Genomic DNA, 18238 nt, shown 5'->3' on the forward strand with positions numbered 1-18238 from the left:
TATACTCATAGCTAAGTCTTACTAGAAAATCGTAAGTTCTTCAGTGGCCTCGCTTAGAGGTCGGGTGGCTTTCACTTGCGCACAACCTCCTCAAGAAAGCGGCAGTTGACCAAAAACAAAAATGTTGGTACAGGAATAATCCCCTGTACCAACATTTTTGTTGTTTAAGCATTATTTTTAATGTTTCCTCAGACGCTCCTCCACTCCAGCCCTTCGTTTCCGGCCCTCCGTATAATATCGTCCCAATCGAACAGCTGCTCGATATGGTATACCCCGCCGGGATAAACGCCTTCGTATATGGATTCACTGACAGCTGAAGCGATCTGCGCCGTCATCTCGCCTTCGTTGCTCCCTTCCGCAGCGTAAGAGAACGTACGGGCTTTCCCCGCTTTTGCCCCGCTGGCTTCCACCTGAATCGCAAAGCGATCGCTGCCCAGCTTGATGCGCTTGAGCGCAGATTTCGCGAGGCGGCGAACGGACGGGAGGCGAAGCGCCCGAAGAAGCCCCGTTCGCTTCGCCAGGGAAATCCCTGCTGTAACCAGCTTGGAATCGAAGCAAAGAAAGGTGCGGGCTTCCGAAGCGCCGAGCGTTCGGGGCAGAACATGCTGATCGGAAAAGTCGAACCGATAAGCCTTGCGGCTTCCCAAATCTCCGCCAAGCCGGAACTTTCGCCCGTGCCCGAATCCGGTCTGAAGCTGATCAAGCGTCCAATCGATTGCCGCATCGCCATGCTCCTCTCCCAGCCCCAGCATGATCGCGATGTCGATTCCGTCAACCTTGTCCAGCGAACTTGCCGCTTTCTTGGCCAGCAGGTTGGTCATTCCCGGAGCAAGCCCTACGCTAAGCGCAAGAACAGCCCCGGACTTGCGGGCCGACTCGTCGTATTGCTCAATCCTCGACAATATGTCGTGCTGAGCCGAGATATCGATATAATGAATGCCCAGCTCCGCGCACAGCTTCGCGATCGCAGGCTCGGACTGATCCAGACACATGACCACCAGCCGAACCTCCTCTAATTGCTCCGGCTGAAGAGGAAGCCCGGCATCCAGCTTCATCGGCAGCACCCTTCCGTTCGTCGTTGCGGCGAATTTCTCCGCCTTCTGCAGGCTTCTGCCCGCGCAGATCACTTTTCCCGGCAGCCTCTCGCCCAATCTTCTGCATAGGCTCCCTCCTACCTTCCCGTAACCGCCTACGACCAACACTTTATCTCTGTTCATCCAGCTCTCCGCCTTCCCATTTTGTATAGCATCTATACCACTTGTTGAAAAAAAACGCGTCCGATCAGGAAACGCGGCGAGAAGATTCCCGCCCCCCACGCTCGGGCTCCGCGCGCTTTGTGCGCACGCCGAGCAGCAGCAGGCCGCATCCGACTCCGATTGCGGCCGCGAATGCCAAGGCTCCGCGTATCGCGTTGGGAGGCAGCATTTCCGCGCTTGCGCCAGCGCCGATCATTCCGAGTCCGAGCGCCGATCCGATGACCAGCCCCGCATTGCGGCTCAGCGCAATCAGTCCGCCCGTAGCGCCGCTCTGCTGTGCCGGGGCATGCCGCAAAATGAAGCTGTTGTTGGGAGCGGCAATCAGCCCCATTCCAAGACCGGTCAGTCCCATTCCGACAGCAAGCCAGCCGACAGGCATCGAGGCGAGGAACAAAGCAAGGAAAGCCGTGCCGACCGCCATAGCCCCGAACCCGAAAAGCATCGGAGCTCGGGCGCCTATGCGATCGGACAGCCGCCCGGCAGCCGGTCCGAACAGAGCGAGCATCGCCGGATAGGCAAGCATCATCAGACCCGCTTCGGCGGAGGAGCGTCCGGCGTACCCCATTAGGAAAAAGGGCATGACCGCAAGCATCGTATTCGCAAGCGCGAAGGACCCGACACTGGCCAGCAGGCCGACCGAGACAATTCGCTGACGCAGAGCTTCGAGCGGCAGGAACGGATGCGGATGGCGCTTCTCCCGCAAGACAAGTACGATGAGCGCAAGCGAGCCTGCAAGCAAAGCCGCGACAATTGCCCCGGATGTCCAGCCCAGCGTCTGTCCACTTGCGATTACGAATATAAAAGCGCAGATGACCGCAGCCATCAGTCCCCCTCCGACCGCGTTCAGCGAGGACTTGACCGATTCAGTCGGACGAGCCGGAACATAGCGATAAGCGAGCCAGGTTGCAGCTGCGGCGAACGGCACGTGCGAGAAGAAGAGCCATTGCCAGCCCAGACCATCCGCGATGAATCCTCCCGCGACGGGACCCGTCATCGCCCCCAGGGCCACGGCCGAGCTTACCGCGCCAAGCGCCTTTCCTTTGCGGTTAGGAGGCGCATAGCGGACGACTAGAGCCATATTCGTTGCCTGGAACATGGCTGCTCCCGCGGCCTGCGCAACCCGCATCGTCAGCAGAATCGTCAGATCGGGAGACAGCGCGGCGGCGGCAGAGCTTATCGTGAACAACATATAGCCGGCATTGTGAATTCGTCCCTGCCCGTACCGATCGCCCAGCTTGCCCATAATCGGCAGCAGGACGGCAAGAGCGAGCAAATAGCCGGTTGTAATCCACTGAACGGACGATAGGCTCGCGTCGAACAAGCTCATGAATCGGGGCAAGGAAACGTTGACGACCCCTGCGGTGAAATGCGACAAAAACGCGCCCATGCAGATGGCTGCGAGCAACCTCGCGCGATCGCGTTCATTCAAAGGCTCCGCTTGATTCATCTGTTTTCACCTCGCTTTTTAGTATAGTTACTAAACTATTTGACGAAAAAAAACCGATCTACTCCTTTAACGCTTCGATCAGCCGATCGACGCAGCGCTCGAAAATCTCTATCTCCTTGTCGTCGAACTCCGTGCGAAGACGTTCGTAGAACCGGATATGCTCCTCTTCATGCGCCGCATAGGCCGCCTTGCCCAAGTCGGTAAGCCGGATCACGGACGCCCGCGAATCACGGGCGTGCGACACTCGCAGGACATAGGCTTTCGCCTCCAGCTTCGCAATCACTTGCGTCACTGCGCCCTTCGTGACATCGAGTCTCGCCGCCAGCTCGCTCATTAGCACGCCGTCTTCGGGTCCGATCGCTTCAAGCGTATGAATCTCGCTGGGCGTCAGTTCGCCGGCTGCGCCAAAGCTCCTCGGCTGCCGCTCAAGCCGGCGAAGCTGATGAATCAATCGCCCGATGTGACGGATGCCTCTATTCGATTTTGGATGAGAAGACTGTAGATTTTCCATGCATTTAGTTTAGTATCTAAACATAAGGAAGTCAAGTCCGTTACCAGCCTATTTGACGATAAGCACCGGAACCTGCGATTGCTGTGCGATATGGTGGCTCACGCTACCGAGCATCCACTCGCGAATCGGTCCGAGGCCGCGATTGCCGAGCACGATCAGGTCGCACTGGTTCTCCTTGGCGTATTCCAGAATGGCGTTGGATGGCGTACCGCTGAGCAGAACGACCTTCGAGTAAGGCAAATGCTCTATTTTAGCCTTGGCCTGAGCGATAATCGATGTTTCGTACTCCTTGATCTGCGCCTCGTACCCTTCCGGCAGAATCATTCCGTATCCGGCAAAAGTATAGGACGGCCTTGCGGCGACGTGTGCGACGGTCAGCTTGCTTCCCGGATTTCCTTCGACAAGCTGGAGCGCATGCTTTAACGCCTTTTCCGATGCCTTCGATCCGTCATATGCAGCCAGCACATTGTGATAACCCATGCTTATTCCTCCCGGGGGTTTGAATTTGATCTATCTAGTATAGCATCATTCTCCCCGCAGCCTGTAACTTTCGTCACATTTGGGCGCCGACGTCGGGGAAAGTATGACATTCCTTACAGTGCGATTTCCAGAGTTGTGCTACATTAAGGAGGACACCGCTTGTATTTGACAAAAGGAGGACTTTTGCATGCGTCATGATATGCTCCACCCTGCGGATCAGATTCTGCTGATGATGGACCGGATTTACGGATACGGCATGACCACGACTTCCGGAGGCAATCTCTCCCTGCTGGACGAAAACGATCAAATCTGGATTACGCCAGCCGGAATCGATAAAGGTTCCCTGACGCGAAACGACATCGTCTGCGTCAAGCCGGACGGAACGGTTGTCGGACACCATCGGCCATCGAGCGAATTTCCCTTTCATCGCCAGATTTACGAGGCTAGACCCGATCTGCGGGCCGTTGTTCACGCGCATCCGCCCGCATTAGTCTCCTTCAGTATCGTCAGGCGCATTCCCGATACGCGGCTCTTGCCGAACGAACGGCAAATTTGCGGCGAAATCGGCATGGCCCCGTATGCGCTGCCCGGCAGCCGTGAGCTTGGGGAAAATATCGCTGCGGTATTCGCCCGCGGCATCAACACCGTTATGCTGGAAAACCACGGCGTTGTCGTCGGAGGCAAGGATTTGTTCGAGGCGTTCCAGAGCTTCGAGACGCTCGATTTCTGCGCGCGCCTGGAAATCAACGCCAGAAGAATCGGCACGCCCGTCATTCTGACGGACGAGCAGTTCCGGACGACCACGCGCGGAGACGACACACCGCTCGGGACGTTCACGCCCGGCGTGTGCCGGACGGAGGAACGCGCCGCCCGCCGGGAGATGTGCGAGCTGATCAAACGCTCTTACGACCAGCGCCTGTTCACCAGCACGCAAGGCACCTTCTCCCAGAGGTTCTCGGACGGCTCCTTCGTCATTACGCCTTACGGCGCCGACCGCAAGTATCTTGAGCCGGAGGATCTCGTGCTGATTTCGAACGGAGCCGCGGAAGCGGGCAAGGTTCCTAGCCGCTCCGTCCATTTGCATCAGCGCATCTATGAGCTGCACCCTCATATCGACAGCGTCATTATCGCTCATCCGCCCAATGTCATGGCCTTCGCCGTTACCCCTCACGCGCTGGACTCGCGGACGATTCCGGAGAGCTATATTCTAATGCGGGGCACGCCGAAGCTGCCGTTCGACGCCGTCTACGGCGATATCGAAAGCACTGCGGCCGTCTTCAAGCAGGATACGCCGATCGCCATCGTCGAGAACAACTGCGTCATCGTCACCGGACAGAACCTGCTCAACGCCTTCGACCGGCTGGAGGTCGCCGAATACAGCGCCCAGGCCATTCTATCGGCCGGCTGTCTCGGCGATATCGTGCACATCGGTCCGGAGCAAATCCGCGAGCTGGAGATTGCCTTTAAGCTGCAATAGCGCAATAAGAGCCCCCTCTTGGGACTTGGCCGCATCGCTGGTCAAGCCCGTAGAGGGGGTTCCTTTTGTCGCGATTTCCTGCAAAGTCGGGCATGGGCTTCATCCCGCGCATCGCCGGCCGAAATAAAGAAACAAGGAGCTTTCGCCCCAAAGGGAAAGCTCCTTGTTCGGTTCGCGCGGCTGCTTAGACAAGCGATCACGCCTTATCCCGATGTTATTGCTGAACGGTCTCGTGGGAGGTGCCCAGTCCTTGGTCAATGAGCCGATACGCTCTCTTGACCTCATCGGGCCCGGGCTCCATCACGCCTTCTAACGGATAGGCCAAGCCAAGCTCTTGCCATTTGTAGACGCCCATGCGGTGATACGGCAGCACTTCGATCTTCTCTACGCCATCAAGTTCGCCCACGAAACGTCCGAAAGCGATCAGATCGTCCGCCGAATCCGTCCAGCCCGGCACGAGCACGCGGCGGACCCACATTCGATTGCCCCGGGCGGACAGGTGCTGCGCGAATTTCAGAATGCGTTCATTCGGCTGGCTGGTCAGCTCACGATGCCCTTCCCGATCCATCCGTTTCAGATCCAACAGAACCAGATCCGTCACATCGAGGAGCTCGTTGGCGTGACTCGCTTCGCAGAAGCCGGAGGAATCGAGCGCCGTATGCAGTCCCCAGCGGGCTTTACACTCCCGGAATAGCTCGGCCACGAACGGGGCCTGCAGCGTCGGCTCTCCTCCCGTTACGGTAATACCTCCGCCGGAGCGGCGATAATACTCTACATAAGGCTCGATTTCCTGCAAGATTTGCTCTACGGTCCGTTCCATCCCGGCTTTCGTGTTCCACGAATCCGGATTGTGGCAATAACGGCATTGCAGCGCACAGCCTTGGAGGAAGAGGACGAACCGGATGCCCGGTCCGTCCACCGTCCCGAACGTTTCAAGAGAGTGGATTCTCCCCGTATGCATCTTCCTCTGCCTCCCCTCTCTCTTGTCGTCCTAGACCGAACCGTGGAACGTGCGGTTTAAGACGTCCAGCTGTTGCTCGCGGGTCAGCTTGATAAAGTTGACCGCGTAACCCGAGACGCGAATCGTAAGCTGCGGATACTGCTCCGGATGCTCCATCGCGTCCAGAAGCTGCTCCCGGTTAAAGACGTTGACGTTAAGGTGGTGTCCCTTGTTCGCCGAGTATCCGTCCAGCAGCGATACGAGGTTGCGCACTCGCGTATCCGCCTCCCGGCCCAGCGCTTTCGGAATGATCGAGAACGTGTTCGAGATCCCGTCAAGGCAGCTTTCATAAGGAAGCTTGGAGACCGAGTTCAGGGAAGCCAGCGCTCCCTTGCGGTCTCTGCCGTGCATCGGATTCGCCCCCGGCGCGAACGGCTCTCCCGCCTTGCGTCCGTCCGGCGTGCTGCCGGTCTTCTTGCCGTAGACGACGTTGGAGGTGATGGTCAGCACCGACATCGTCGGCAGCGCATTGCGATAAGTCGGATGCTTGCGCAGCTTCGCCATGAAGGACTCTGTCAGGCTGACCGCAATGTCGTCCACCTTGGCGTCGTTGTTGCCGAATTGCGGATATTCGCCTTCGATTTCGAAATCGACCGCCAGCCCTTGCTCGTTGCGGATCGGCTTAACCTTGGCGTACTTGATCGCGCTCAGAGAGTCGGCGACGACCGACAGTCCGGCGATGCCGCAAGCCATCGTGCGCAAAATCTCGTTATCGTGAAGCGCCATTTCGATTCTCTCGTAGCTGTACTTGTCGTGCATGTAGTGAATGACATTCAGCGTGTTCATGTACAGCTTCGCAAGCCATTCCAGCACTTCGTCGTAGCGCTTCATCACTTCGTTGTAGTCGAGCGTATCTCCGCTAAGCGGAGCAAGCGCAGGTCCGACCTGAATGCCCAGCTTCTCGTCCTTGCCGCCGTTAATTGCATACAACAGACCTTTCGCTAGGTTCGCCCGCGCCCCGAAAAACTGCATTTGCTTGCCGATGCGCATCGCAGAGACGCAGCATGCGATACCGTAGTCGTCTCCGAAGTGAGGACGCATGAGGTCGTCGTTCTCGTACTGAATGGAGCTTGTGTCGACAGATACCTTGGCGCAATAGTTCTTGAAGCCTTCCGGGAGTCTGGTGGACCAGAGTACCGTCAGGTTAGGCTCCGGTGCGGGACCCAGGTTGTACAACGTATGCAGGAAGCGGAACGAGTTGCGGGTGACGCGCGTTTTGCCGTCCAATCCCATGCCCCCGATGGATTCCGTCACCCAAGTCGGGTCTCCGCTGAACAGCTCGTTGTAATCCGGGGTGCGAAGGAACTTCACCAGCCGAAGCTTCATCACGAGATGATCGATCAGCTCTTGCGCTTGCGACTCGGTGAGCTTGCCCTCGCCGATGTCCCGTTCGATGTAGATGTCGAGGAAGCTGGATACGCGGCCGAGGCTCATCGCGGCGCCGTTCTGCTCCTTGATTGCCGCCAGGTAAGCGAAATACAGCCATTGCACCGCTTCTTGCGCATTCGTCGCCGGACCCGAAATATCGTAGCCGTAGGAAGCGGCCATCTGTTTCAATTCGCCCAGGCTGCGGATTTGCTCCGACAGCTCCTCACGGTTGCGAATGACTTCCTCCGTGATTGCATCCGTCTCCATTTGCACGAGATCGGCCTTTTTCGCTTCGACCAGACGATCTATCCCGTACAGCGCAACCCGGCGATAATCTCCGATAATCCGTCCGCGTCCATAGGCATCCGGGAGACCGGTGACGATCCCCGCCTTCCGAGCCAGCTTCATGTCGCTCGTGTAGGCGTCGAACACGCCTTGGTTGTGCGTCTTGCGAATGTCGGTGAACATCTTGACCGTCGCTTCCGGAAGCTTGTAGCCGTAAGCTTCGCAGGCATCCGCAACCATCCGGATTCCGCCGAAGGGCTGAACCGAGCGCTTCAACGGGGCGTCCGTCTGTAAGCCGACGATCTTCTCCAGCTCCTTGACGATGTAGCCCGGGCCGTGGGAGACGATCGTCGAGATCGTCTCCGTATCAATGTCCAGCACGCCGCCGTTCTCGCGTTCTTGCTTCATCAGCCCCAGCACCGTATCCCAGAGCTTGAGCGTCGCTTCTGTCGGCTCGGCCAGGAACTTCTCGTTGCCTTCATAAGGAACCAGGTTAAGTCCGAGAAAATCGTTCACGTCAATGTGTCGCTGCCAGCGTCCGGATTGGAAACCTCTCCAGCCAGACGGCCTTCCGGCGCCTGCCGCTCCGTTCAATTCCTTTTCCGTAATCGCCATTTTCGTTCCCTCCAGGTTGTTATGCGAATTTGCCGTAAAAAGCGTTGCGGTATACGTCAGCCAGCTCGGTTACGAGCGGCATGCGCGGGTTAGCGGTTGTGCATTGGTCCTCGAACGCCCGATCCGCCAGGTAGTCGACTCTGCTTTCGAAGTCTTTCGCATCGAACCCGAGCTCTTGGAACGATTCGGGGATGCCAAGCGAGCGGTTCAGCTTGCGAATGGCTTCGATCAGGCTCTTGACGCCTTCCTCCGTCGTGCTGCAAGGCAAGCCCAGCAGTCTCGCGATATCGGCATAGCGCTTGTCGGCGACGAAATGGTCGTATTTCGGGAACGATGCGAACTTCGTCGGCTTCTCCGCATTGTAACGGATAACGTGCGGCATCAGAATCGCATTCGTGCGTCCGTGAGCGGTGTGGTACTGGCCTCCCCATTTGTGCGCCAAGCTGTGGTTGATGCCCAGGAAGGCGTTGGCGAAAGCCATGCCCGCGATCGTCGAGGCGTTATGCATTTTCTCCCGAGCCTTCGGATCGGCTTCGTGATACGAGGCTTCCAGGTATTCGAACACGAGCTGGATGGCCTTCAACGCCAAGCCGTCGGTATAATCGTTCGCCATGACCGATACGTAAGCCTCGATCGCATGAGTCAGGACGTCCATTCCGGTATCGGCGACCGCCGTCTTCGGCAGGCTCAGCACGTATTCCGGATCGATAATGGCCACATCCGGCGTTAATTCGTAGTCGGCCAGCGGATACTTGGTATTGCCTTTGTTCTTGTCGGTGATGACGGCGAACGATGTGACCTCGGAGCCGGTTCCCGAGGTTGTCGGAATCGCGACGAATTTCGCTTTTTCTCCAAGCCGCGGGTATTTGTAGATCCGCTTGCGAATGTCGAGAAACTTCATCTTCAGCGAGTCGAAGCTCGTTTCGGGATATTCGTAGAACAGCCACATCGCCTTCGCGGCGTCCATCGGCGAGCCTCCGCCCAGCGCGATGATACAGTCGGGCTTGAACTGCGCCATCATCCGCGTTCCCCGTTCAACGGTATCCGTCGAAGGGTCGGGTTCGACATCCGAGAAGATTTCAACCGCTACAGGCGTTTTCCGCTTGCGAAGGTAATACTCCACCTTAGCCGCATAGCCCAGGCTCACCATTGCCGCATCGGTAACGATCATGACCCGCGTGATGTCGGGCATCTTCTCCAGGTATTGCGTCGAGCCCCGTTCGAAGTAGATTTTCGGCGGCACCTTGAACCATTGCATATTCAACGTGCGGTAAGCGACGCGCTTCAGGTTGATCAGGTTAACCGCAGTGACGTTCGAGGTCGTCGAGTTATGTCCGTAAGATCCGCAGCCGAGCGTCAGCGACGGGAGGTTCGTATTGTAGATGTCGCCGATCGCGCCGTGCGTGGACGGAGCGTTCACGATAATCCGGCCGGTCTGCAATCGGGCCGAGAATGCGGCGATGACGGCTTGGTCGGTCGAATGGATAACCGACGAGTGGCCCATCCCGCCGAAGGCGACGACCTGAGCGGCGCGTTCGATGCCCTGCTCGGCTCCCTTCACTTTATAGCACGCCAGCACGGGGCTTAACTTCTCTGCCGACAGCGGATATTTCTCGCCGACGCCGGCTAGCTCCGCTACCAGAATTTTCGTGCCCGCCGGCACCGTGATTCCGGCCATCTCGGCGATCTTCACCGCCGGCTGGCCGACGATAACCGCGTTGACCGCGCATTTGTCCGAATTGATGACCAGCCCGGACACCTTCTCGGTTTCCTCCTTGCTCAGGAAGTAGCAGCCGTGCTGGATCATCAGCTTTTTCGCCGCGTTGTAGATCGTTTCGTCCAGAATTACCGCTTGCTCCGAGGCGCATATCATCCCGTTGTCGAACGTCTTGGACAGAATCAGATCCGTGACCGCCTGATCCAGATTGGCCGTCCGGTCGATGAAGCACGGCACGTTGCCGGGACCGACGCCGAGAGCCGGCTTGCCGGTGCTGTAGGCTGCCTTAACCATCGCCGAGCCGCCTGTCGCCAGAACGAGCGCAACGTCCTTGTGATTCATTAGCTGCTGCGTCGCATCGACCGAAGGCTTCTCGATCCATTGGATGCAATGCTCGGGGGCGCCTGCGGCAACTGCGGCCTCAAGCAGCGTTTTCGCCGCTTCCCGGCTGGAGCGCTGGGCCGACGGGTGGAAGGCGAAGATGATCGGGTTGCGCGACTTCGCGGCGATCAGCGCCTTGAACATCGTGGTGGATGTCGGATTGGTCACCGGCGTAATGCCTGCGATGATGCCGACAGGCTCCGCTACGACCCGATAGTTCTCGTAAGGATTGTCTTCGACAACGCCGACGGTTTTCACGCTTTTGATGCTATGGTAGATGTACTCGGTGGCAAATATGTTTTTCGTGATTTTGTCCTCGTAGACGCCGCGCCCCGTTTCCTCCACCGCCAGCTTGGCGAGCGTCATATGACGGTCCAGACCGGCCAGCGCCATCTGCTGCACAATTCGGTCTACCGATTCCTGATCCAGCTCCAAATATTTCTCCTGCGCCAGCCGGGCTCTTTCCGCCAACTGGTTCACTTCATTCAGCGCGGTAACGTTCGTGTCTTGTACGGGTTCTTTTGCTGCCATATTATCAGCCTCCTTGTGTAGTTACGAGCCAATATATTCGATTTCGTCCATAAGCCTTTCCACTGCGGGGACAAGCGTCTCGTCCTCCACGCGGAAATGCTCGGCGATAATCATCAGAACCTGGAGCAGCAGCGACAGGCAGTCTTCGGGAGAATCCACCTTTTCCACCGCTTGCAGATAGGCGTCGTAGAATTGCTTGGCGATCGCGTCCTCTTGCTCCAGCACGGCCGCCGGGCCCATCCTGCCTCCGCAGATTGCCGCTCTTGCGATGGGATAGATGATTTCCTGCTCCTGCGCAAGATGCTTCTGCCAATCCTCCATGAAAGCGACGAACTTGTCGTGAACGTTGCGATGGTGCGTTCCCCAGAAAGGATAATCGAAATTGCCGGGGTTCCAGCGCATAAGGTTGCACAGCTCGCGAAGCCTGTCGTGCAGATCATCGTGCTCTTCCTTCCACTGATCGTACCTCAGATAGAGCTCGAACAGCGGAGAGGTTACCTGTTGAGGCATGTTTTCTCCCTCCTGTCTTTTATCGGCATCTTGTCAGTGCGGCAACACTTTCCCGCCGAAGCCTTGCCCATCCTCGCCGTCCTTATGCTTGCGTCCGGCCGTCAGCTTCGTCCAGCCTTTGCGCAGAAGCGGCAGCAGGTAAGCGTCGATTCCGAAGCGTCCGGCGTTGGCGCCAGCCGTGAAGACCAGGAAGCCGAGAGCTAGCAGCCATGGATTGGTGCTGACCGTGCCTGCGAAGACGAACATCAGATTGAGCAGGATGCCGAAGAAGGCCGCTGTGAGCGTCAGTCCTCCGACGATCAATCCGATCCCGATCAGCGTCTCCCCGACGGGAATCAGGAAGTTGATGATCTTGACATTCGGGAGAGCGAAATGCTCCAGGAAGTAAGTATAGTTAGGGAACAGCACCTCTTGCGTAGCCCGGTCGGCGACAGGCTTGCCGATCGCCCCGTTCAGGAACCCCGTAGCATCGAAGCCCCCCGTCAGCTTATGCCACCCTGCCTCAAGCCATAACCATCCGACGTATATGCGAACCAGAGTAATTGCTGCGGCCGCCCAGATGTTCTCTTTGAACCATTTTGCCAACATCATAACCATCTCCTTAATAAAATTTATAGATGGCGGATTTGAACCCGGTTAACGTGCGATCAATAAGCCTTGGATCTTTCCGCCAGCTCCAGCATGATCTCCTCTTCCTCGCGGAACCGGTTGTTGAGCACCGCATAAGCTTGGATCAGATAGGAGGAGATTTTGCGGGCTTCCTCGCGGTTCATCGGCAGATTTGATTTGTCCAGCGCCTGCAAAAACTTCTTGATGTATTGCTCCGCCAGCTCGTATTCCTGCTCCATGAGCGTAAACAGATCCGGTTCGGCTCCGAGATAAGAGGCGGCGTGAGGGAACAGCTCGGAATCCTCCCACTGGGTATGCGCGCTCCAATGTCTCATGAAGAGCTTGACAATATCGTGCAACTGGCCGATCTCGCGGTTCAGCCTTCTATCCTCGGGGACATTGCGGACAATGCAGGCCTGCTCGTAGATGTTTCTCAGCTCCTGCTTCAGCAGCTCATGCTCTTGTTGGGCTCGGGCTACGGAGTTTTCGAGCATCAGCTCGGCAACGCCGCTGCCTTTAATCGTATGGTCAATAGGGACGTGTAGCTTCACCTGTGGATCACATCCTCTCTGCTTGATGTCTCTAGTATAAACCCGATCCCTTCGATTTCTTGTGAAATAAATCACATTGTAACAAACTGTTCTTAACTGCGTATTGCAAGCCGCCAAATTGCGCCAAGTTCACAAAAAAGACGCATCTCCCCTTGCATTGCGGGAAGATGCGTCTTATGCTTCCGAATTCCAACCAATCGACTTACTTGAGTTGAAGGTCCTGCTCGCGGGGCTGGCAATCCTTCTCGGGCCTCTGGCCTTGCCAGATGACGTTGTCGCCGTAATCCTTGCCCCAATCGTACATCATTCTCAGAATGGGGATCAGGCTTTCGCCATATTCGGCGAGCGAGTATTCCACCTTGGGAGGCACGACCGGGTAGACCTTGCGGACGATCAGACGATCCTCCTCCAGCTCCCTTAATTGATTCGTCAGCATTTTCTGAGTAATGTTAGGAATCAGCTTCTTCAGCTCGCTGAAACGCTTCGTTCCTTCCAGCCCCAGATGCCATAAAATAATGAGCTTCCACTTGCCGCCGATGACCGCCAGCGTCAGCTCCTTCTCGCAATTGATTTCCTTGAGGTTGATACGATCCTTGATATCGACAGGCAAGGCGCTTCATCCCTTTCGATCTCGATAATAGGAAAAGCCCCCGCCGCGTGCGGCGAGGACATTGACCGACTTATGACGTACTCCCATTGTACCCGATTTCACTCCAGATTGGCATGTCGGGTGAACATTTGGCTTGAATCCGCGTCGTGCTTGCGCATCAGTCCAAGCACCGTCGCATCGTAGAACACCAGGAGCGTCTGTTCGAACAAGGAAGCCATCGGCTGAATCGTGGCGAAATGACCCTCGCCCTGATCCTTCGCCGCCCCCGGAAGCTGGACGACGATATCGGCCAGCAAGCCAATCGTCGAGCCCGGGTGAATCGTCACGACGGCGACCGCTGCCCCTACGCTCTTGGCCTTCTGCGCCATAGCTGCGAGGCTCTTCGTTTCCCCCGAGCCAGAGCCGACAACAAGCAGATCGCCTTCGGCAATCGCCGGAGTTGTTGTCTCTCCGACTACATATGTCTCATATCCCAGCTGCATCAGCCGCATTCCGAACGCTTTTCCCATAAGTCCCGTGCGGCCCGCTCCGGCCAGAAAAACTTTCCTTGAGCTTCCGATTGCCTCGGACAGCCTGTCCGCATCCTCGTCGCGGATCAAGGAAACCGAACGCTCCAGCTCGCCAACGATTCGAAGGGCGTCCTTCATCCTTATTGACCGCTGACCAGACGTTTCATCTCGGCCGCTGTCGCGTTCTTGTCCTGCTGTCCGGTGATGCCGCCGCCCACGATAACCAGGTCAGGCTGAGCGCCGATAACCTCAGGCAGCGTATCGAGCTTAATTCCGCCGGCAATCGCCGTCTTGGCATTTTTCACCACGCGCTTGATCGCGGCCAGCTCCTCGAAGGAGTTTTTGCCGTCCGCTTGATGGTCGTAGCCGGAATGAACGCATATATAGTCTACCCCGAACGAGTCGATTTCTTTAGCCCGTCCTTCGATATCCTTAACGTTAATCATGTCCACCATAATTTTCCGTCCATGCTTACGGGCTTCGGCAACGGCGCCCTTAATCGTCGAATCGTCGGATACGCCGAGCACGGTGATGATGTCCGCTCCCGCTTCGGAAGCTTTCAACACCTCGTAGCCGCCAGCGTCCATAATTTTGAGATCGGCCAGCACGCGGAGATGAGGAAAGGCTTCCTTGATCTCCTTTACCGCTCTCAGTCCTTCGTTAATGACGACAGGGGTTCCGATTTCCACGATATCGATATGCTCGGCCACTTCGGCGACAACCTGTTTCGCGCCGGGAATGTCGACGAGATCCAGGGCTAGTTGAAGTTCCATGGGGTCACGCTCCTCGCTTGCGGTATATTTTTCACTGCAAGCCCCATTGTAGAGGGGTACTCCCAATTACGGAAGTAGGCACTTTCGTGTGGCATAGTTACCCGCAGGATACCGTTGAGGCGTTGCTCCGCGGTTTTTAGTCGCTTCGGACGACAATTTCCCGTTTCCCAGTCCGAACCGTCAGCTGAAAGACGTCCGGACGGCTGTAGTGCCCGACCGGATCAAAGTCGAATCGGCTTCTCGCGACCGCCGCCAGCTCCAGGTCGGCGATGAGCATGCCTTCCTTGCCATAGAGCGGTCCGGCAATGTATTCTCCCATAGGTCCGACGATCGCGCTGCCTCCCTCGCACAGCACCTCCGGACCCGCTTCGATCTCGCCGTAACCGCCAAGGTCCGTCGGGTAGCTCATCTTGGTCGCATACTGATTGCAGGATACAACGAAGCAGCGCCCTTCGCACGCGATATGCCTCAGCGTGGATTGCCAGGTTTCGCGGGCGTCGGCGGTCGGGGTCACCAGAATGTCGATGCCTTGGGCGTACATCGCCATTCTTGCCAATGGCATATAGTTTTCCCAGCAGATCAGTCCGCCGATCCTTCCGTAAGGCGTATCGATGACCGTTAGCGTACTGCCGTCCCCTTGCCCCCACAGCAGCCGCTCAGAGCCGGTCGGCATCAGCTTGCGGTGCTTGCCCAGCACCTCTCCTTCGGGACTTACGTACAACAAGGTGTTGTATAACGTTCCCCCGCCGAACTCCCTGTCCCTTTCGACTATGCCGACGATAAGGTAGACTGCCGACTCTCTGGCTGTGTCGCATAGCAATTCAGTGTCCGGTCCCGGAATTTCCACGGCATTGCTCCAGTACCTGTGCCAGTCGCTGCGCCCTTCCTCGCTGCGGCTGCCGACTCGCGCCCCGAAGGAAAGCCCTCTCGGATAGCCGGGTACGAACGTTTCCGGGAATACGACGACATTTGCCCCCTGCGAGGCAGCTATCGCCGTTGCTTCGCGAATTTTGTTCAAAGCGGATTCCTTGTCCATCAGCTTGGGCTCGGCTTGAATGACGGCTATGCGAGCATGCGATGCTTTCATGTAATTGACCTCCCATGTCGGGTAATCGGGCGCAGATTCCCATTGCTCAAGCTCAACAAAATGACTACCACCATAACAAGGACTTGAAACCGTTTTTTACTTGGATATCATCATAACGCAGTTCGGCTGGACGCGTACCCTCCATTCCCTCCGTTCTCCGACCCTCCACCTCGCGTGTCAGTCGATATGCAGCTCCATTCGCCCTCTTCGGTGGCGCAGTTCGGTTTTCTTTTGCCAAGCCGTCTGGTATGATGCAAGCAATCCATGTACAGAAAGTCGGGTGAATGGCGATGCGCCAACCGGATCGGTCGAGCGGCAAGCCTCTGTACCGCCAGATCGCCGATGACATCGAGCGAAGGATCGCCTGCGGGGAATTTCCTCCAGGAAGCTTGCTTCCGTCGGAACGAAAGCTCGCGGACAAGCTGAACGTCAATCGCAGCACCGTCATCCTCGCATATGAGGAGCTTCGGGCGCTTGGCCTTGTAGAAAGCCGCTCGGGCAAAGGCACGTGGGTAAGCTCCAACAAATGGGGAATAACGCCCACGCACAGTCCCAACTGGCATCGTTATGTCGAAGGCGGCTATTTTCTGCCCAATCTGGTGTTTCTCCGTCGAATCAGAGAAGCGCTTCGGGGCGATCCGCAGCTCATCGATTTCGCCAGCGGAGAGCTGGCGGCGGATCTTGCTCCGGGAGACGAGATGAACGCCCTGATGAGAACGGCCGGCCGCACCGAATATTGGGGATACGACAACCCGCAAGGATACGGGCCGCTTCGAGAATCAGTCGCGGCTTACTTGCGGCAATATCGGGACATTCAGACCACCGAATCCTCGGTCCTGATCACCTCGGGCTCCCAGCAATCGCTCTATCTGATCACGCAATGTCTGCTGTCGCCGGGAGACGCGGTCGCTATTGAAGAGCCCTCCTATTGCTATTCCTTGCCGATGTTCCAATCGGCCGGGCTCAAGCTTCTCCGGCTGCCGGTCGATAGCCATGGCCTGCAGCCCGAAATCATTCGGGAATTGTTCAAAAAGCATTCCATCAAAATGCTGTTCGTTAACCCCAACTATCACAATCCGACGGGCACCGTGCTAGATCCGCAGCGCCGGAGCCGCCTGCTTGACATTGCGAGCGAGCTGGCGATTCCAATTGTCGAGGACGATCCGTTCAGTCTGACCAGCTATGATAGCGTCCCCCCGCCCTCTCTCAAGTCGATCGATCGTCGGGGCTCGGTCATCTATATCGGCTCGTTCTCGAAAATAGCCGCCTCCGGCATGCGCGTCGGCTGGATGGTCGCCCCCCACGCCGTCGTCGATCGGCTCGCGGATGCGCGGCAGCAAATGGACTTCGGACCCAGTGTCATTCCGCAGATTATGGCTGCCGAATTTCTGAGATCGCCCGACTTCTTGCCTCATCTGGAGCGACTTCGCATGCGTCTGCTGTATAAGCGGGACCTGCTCGTGGAGGCTCTGAACCAGCAGCTGGCGGACCTGCTCAGCTTCACGGTTCCCGAAGGAGGCTTACATCTGTGGTGCAAGCTGAACGCGGAAGCGAACGACGGCAAGCTGCTGGAGGAAGCTATCCGGCAGGGCGCCGTGTTCGTTCCCGGCAGCGTGTATGGTTCGGAGTCGGGCTACCTCCGCCTAACCTTCGCCCGAACGAAGGAAGCGGAGATTCGTCCTGGTGTCGCCAGGTTGGCCGCCGCGCTCAAGAACGTCATTGGATAGACAATGGAGGGCCTTTGCCGCCGCGGATTGGATGGTTACAGCATCGGACAAATGACTTACATTGTCTGTATCCGACCGGGCAAGCCTATGTTTGCGGGACGGATTTCTTCAATCATCTGTGCTCAAACATCAGGAGGTGCTTCCGTGTTCTACATTACATTTTTACTTTTGCTTATGTTCGGAGGAATGTTCGCCATCTATCTGTGCGGCAAAAGCCTGATCGCGGCCGAAGGCGGGGAAGATTAAGCGGCTTGAGGCGAGGCAGGTGTCGTCTCGTCTCCGTCGTTGCCAGCGGTTTTATTCATGGTTTATAGTCTTACTGTTCTCTACAGCCAAAAAGGCGACCAGTCGGTCGCCTCTCGTGATCGCCATATCGCAACTTGGAACGGAAAAAGAAGGTATCCTGTGCGGGTCTCGAACGTCATTCGGATACATTAGCTGCAAAATGTACAACTAATTGCTGTGAAACTCATACAGGTTATCGAATAGTTGCATAATGTACAATTAGTTCCGGCCCTATCCCACTCTACAGCAGATCCGCCCCCCATTAGTTGCAAGTATTACAACTAATGGGGGAATTCGGCATTCCCGCCGCGATTTAGTTGTACTCGGTGCAACTATTGGCGTTTGTTCGCTTCTTCACCGCGGTTTGGTTGCGCTTTTCGCAACTATTGCCGCTCTCTCGGTACTCTCACCGCGATTTAGTTGCGCTTCTCGCAACTATTGCTGCGCTTCCGGTTCCCCTGTCGCGATTTAGTTGCTCTTCTCGCATCTATTGCCGCTCTCTCGGTACT

16 protein-coding genes are annotated in these 18238 nt (G+C 57.0%); 2 read left to right on the forward strand and 14 right to left on the reverse strand.

Going from position 1 to position 18238, the window contains the following annotated elements:
- Positions 1 to 188: 188 nt before the first annotated feature.
- The 4 genes from ACFO1S_RS27380 to ACFO1S_RS27395 all read right to left on the reverse strand — a co-directional run bounded on the left by ACFO1S_RS27380 (position 189) and on the right by ACFO1S_RS27395 (position 3694).
- Positions 189 to 1217: a saccharopine dehydrogenase family protein gene (locus tag ACFO1S_RS27380; RefSeq protein ID WP_204602930.1), complete on the reverse strand. Its 1029-nt coding sequence runs from the start codon at positions 1215 to 1217 to the stop codon at positions 189 to 191.
- Positions 1218 to 1281: 64 nt separating this feature from the next.
- Positions 1282 to 2703: a DHA2 family efflux MFS transporter permease subunit gene (locus ACFO1S_RS27385; RefSeq protein WP_204602931.1), complete on the reverse strand. Its 1422-nt coding sequence runs from the start codon at positions 2701 to 2703 to the stop codon at positions 1282 to 1284.
- 58 nt (positions 2704 to 2761) lie between these two features.
- The gene (locus tag ACFO1S_RS27390) at positions 2762 to 3214 is read right to left on the reverse strand and encodes a MarR family winged helix-turn-helix transcriptional regulator (protein ID WP_204602932.1); all 453 of its coding nucleotides are present in this window, start codon (positions 3212 to 3214) and stop codon (positions 2762 to 2764) included.
- 48 nt (positions 3215 to 3262) lie between these two features.
- Positions 3263 to 3694, reverse strand: a complete 432-nt coding sequence (locus ACFO1S_RS27395) for a universal stress protein (RefSeq protein WP_204602933.1) — start codon at positions 3692 to 3694, stop codon at positions 3263 to 3265.
- Positions 3695 to 3881: 187 nt separating this feature from the next.
- Here ACFO1S_RS27395 and ACFO1S_RS27400 point away from each other — a divergent pair, with 187 nt between their 5' ends.
- Positions 3882 to 5171 carry a class II aldolase/adducin family protein gene (locus ACFO1S_RS27400; protein WP_204602934.1) on the forward strand — a complete coding sequence of 430 codons (1290 nt, stop codon included), beginning with the start codon at positions 3882 to 3884 and terminating at the stop codon, positions 5169 to 5171.
- Between the two features lie 214 nt (positions 5172 to 5385).
- Here the strand turns inward: ACFO1S_RS27400 and pflA are convergent, their stop codons facing one another.
- From pflA to ACFO1S_RS27450, 10 genes are all read right to left on the reverse strand, one after another.
- The gene (gene pflA / locus ACFO1S_RS27405) at positions 5386 to 6132 is read right to left on the reverse strand and encodes a pyruvate formate-lyase-activating protein (RefSeq protein WP_204602935.1); all 747 of its coding nucleotides are present in this window, start codon (positions 6130 to 6132) and stop codon (positions 5386 to 5388) included.
- A gap of 30 nt (positions 6133 to 6162) precedes the next feature.
- The gene (gene pflB, locus ACFO1S_RS27410) at positions 6163 to 8439 is read right to left on the reverse strand and encodes a formate C-acetyltransferase (protein ID WP_204602936.1); all 2277 of its coding nucleotides are present in this window, start codon (positions 8437 to 8439) and stop codon (positions 6163 to 6165) included.
- A gap of 19 nt (positions 8440 to 8458) precedes the next feature.
- Positions 8459 to 11068 (reverse strand): bifunctional acetaldehyde-CoA/alcohol dehydrogenase, encoded by a 2610-nt coding sequence (gene adhE, locus ACFO1S_RS27415; RefSeq protein ID WP_204602937.1) that lies wholly within the window; start codon positions 11066 to 11068, stop codon positions 8459 to 8461.
- A gap of 21 nt (positions 11069 to 11089) precedes the next feature.
- The gene (locus ACFO1S_RS27420) at positions 11090 to 11578 is read right to left on the reverse strand and encodes a hemerythrin domain-containing protein (protein ID WP_204602938.1); all 489 of its coding nucleotides are present in this window, start codon (positions 11576 to 11578) and stop codon (positions 11090 to 11092) included.
- 33 nt (positions 11579 to 11611) lie between these two features.
- Positions 11612 to 12166, reverse strand: coding sequence for a DoxX family protein (locus tag ACFO1S_RS27425; protein ID WP_204603169.1), 555 nt, complete (start codon positions 12164 to 12166; stop codon positions 11612 to 11614).
- A gap of 59 nt (positions 12167 to 12225) precedes the next feature.
- A complete protein-coding gene (locus ACFO1S_RS27430; protein WP_204602939.1) occupies positions 12226 to 12738 on the reverse strand; it encodes a hemerythrin domain-containing protein in 513 nt (170 codons plus the stop codon).
- Between the two features lie 202 nt (positions 12739 to 12940).
- Positions 12941 to 13348, reverse strand: a complete 408-nt coding sequence (locus tag ACFO1S_RS27435; protein ID WP_204602940.1) for a winged helix-turn-helix transcriptional regulator — start codon at positions 13346 to 13348, stop codon at positions 12941 to 12943.
- A gap of 98 nt (positions 13349 to 13446) precedes the next feature.
- Positions 13447 to 13995: a 6-phospho-3-hexuloisomerase gene (gene hxlB / locus ACFO1S_RS27440; RefSeq protein WP_204602941.1), complete on the reverse strand. Its 549-nt coding sequence runs from the start codon at positions 13993 to 13995 to the stop codon at positions 13447 to 13449.
- Between the two features lie 2 nt (positions 13996 to 13997).
- Positions 13998 to 14630, reverse strand: a complete 633-nt coding sequence (gene hxlA / locus ACFO1S_RS27445; RefSeq protein ID WP_204602942.1) for a 3-hexulose-6-phosphate synthase — start codon at positions 14628 to 14630, stop codon at positions 13998 to 14000.
- A 136-nt stretch (positions 14631 to 14766) separates the two neighbouring features.
- The gene (locus ACFO1S_RS27450) at positions 14767 to 15717 is read right to left on the reverse strand and encodes a carbon-nitrogen hydrolase family protein (RefSeq protein ID WP_204602943.1); all 951 of its coding nucleotides are present in this window, start codon (positions 15715 to 15717) and stop codon (positions 14767 to 14769) included.
- Between the two features lie 290 nt (positions 15718 to 16007).
- Between ACFO1S_RS27450 and pdxR the strand changes: the two genes are divergently transcribed.
- On the forward strand, positions 16008 to 17444 hold the full coding sequence (gene pdxR, locus ACFO1S_RS27455) for a MocR-like pyridoxine biosynthesis transcription factor PdxR (RefSeq protein ID WP_204603170.1): 1437 nt from the start codon (positions 16008 to 16010) through the stop codon (positions 17442 to 17444).
- Positions 17445 to 18238 lie beyond the last annotated feature (794 nt).

The sequence above is a fragment of the Cohnella boryungensis genome, from assembly GCF_042651945.1.
Taxonomy (GTDB): domain Bacteria; phylum Bacillota; class Bacilli; order Paenibacillales; family Paenibacillaceae; genus Cohnella; species Cohnella boryungensis.

What these genes read in the sequence shown, in the direction of transcription:
- ACFO1S_RS27395 (WP_204602933.1), bottom strand. Translation starts at nt 3,694, where the DNA reads ATGGGTTATCACAATGTGCTGGCTGCATATGACGGATCGAAGGCATCG.
- ACFO1S_RS27420 (WP_204602938.1), bottom strand. Translation starts at nt 11,578, where the DNA reads ATGCCTCAACAGGTAACCTCTCCGCTGTTCGAGCTCTATCTGAGGTAC.
- pflB (WP_204602936.1), bottom strand. Translation starts at nt 8,439, where the DNA reads ATGGCGATTACGGAAAAGGAATTGAACGGAGCGGCAGGCGCCGGAAGG.
- pdxR (WP_204603170.1), top strand. Translation starts at nt 16,008, where the DNA reads ATGCGCCAACCGGATCGGTCGAGCGGCAAGCCTCTGTACCGCCAGATC.
- ACFO1S_RS27400 (WP_204602934.1), top strand. Translation starts at nt 3,882, where the DNA reads ATGCGTCATGATATGCTCCACCCTGCGGATCAGATTCTGCTGATGATG.
- ACFO1S_RS27380 (WP_204602930.1), bottom strand. Translation starts at nt 1,217, where the DNA reads ATGAACAGAGATAAAGTGTTGGTCGTAGGCGGTTACGGGAAGGTAGGA.
- ACFO1S_RS27425 (WP_204603169.1), bottom strand. Translation starts at nt 12,166, where the DNA reads ATGTTGGCAAAATGGTTCAAAGAGAACATCTGGGCGGCCGCAGCAATT.
- ACFO1S_RS27390 (WP_204602932.1), bottom strand. Translation starts at nt 3,214, where the DNA reads ATGGAAAATCTACAGTCTTCTCATCCAAAATCGAATAGAGGCATCCGT.
- hxlB (WP_204602941.1), bottom strand. Translation starts at nt 13,995, where the DNA reads ATGAAGGACGCCCTTCGAATCGTTGGCGAGCTGGAGCGTTCGGTTTCC.
- pflA (WP_204602935.1), bottom strand. Translation starts at nt 6,132, where the DNA reads ATGCATACGGGGAGAATCCACTCTCTTGAAACGTTCGGGACGGTGGAC.
- ACFO1S_RS27450 (WP_204602943.1), bottom strand. Translation starts at nt 15,717, where the DNA reads ATGAAAGCATCGCATGCTCGCATAGCCGTCATTCAAGCCGAGCCCAAG.
- adhE (WP_204602937.1), bottom strand. Translation starts at nt 11,068, where the DNA reads ATGGCAGCAAAAGAACCCGTACAAGACACGAACGTTACCGCGCTGAAT.
- hxlA (WP_204602942.1), bottom strand. Translation starts at nt 14,630, where the DNA reads ATGGAACTTCAACTAGCCCTGGATCTCGTCGACATTCCCGGCGCGAAA.
- ACFO1S_RS27385 (WP_204602931.1), bottom strand. Translation starts at nt 2,703, where the DNA reads ATGAATCAAGCGGAGCCTTTGAATGAACGCGATCGCGCGAGGTTGCTC.